Annotated in this window: 1 protein-coding gene; it reads left to right on the top strand. The window is 50.6% G+C overall.

Features of this window, described 5'->3' with window-relative positions; translation table 11 throughout:
• Positions 1-3: 3 nt before the first annotated feature.
• A partial coding sequence (locus tag FS628_RS33345; protein ID WP_369008921.1) for a D-aminoacyl-tRNA deacylase occupies positions 4-253 on the top strand: 250 nt, incomplete at its 3' end.

Genomic DNA, 253 nt, shown 5'->3' with positions numbered 1-253 from the left:
AAGATGAACGTGAGTGTGGTTGATGTAGGGGGTGGTGTAGTGTGTGTTTGGGAGTTGAGGGTGTATGGGGATTGTGGTAAAGGGAAACGTCGGAGGTTTGCGGGTGGGGCCCGACGGGAAGGGGGAGAAGTGTTGTATGAAAGGTTTAATGAAGTGTTGGGTGAGAAAGGTATTGGGGTTGAAAGGGGGGGTTTGGGAGGGATGATGGATGTAAGGTTTAGGAACTGGGGAGGTGTGAGTTTGATGGTTGAAA

The sequence above is a fragment of the Paenibacillus xylanexedens genome (assembly GCF_007676705.1).
GTDB classification, from domain to species: Bacteria; Bacillota; Bacilli; order Paenibacillales; family Paenibacillaceae; genus Paenibacillus; species Paenibacillus xylanexedens_C.
Note: the sequence above shows the minus strand (reverse complement) of the source record. Positions and strands in the feature narration are given on the sequence as shown.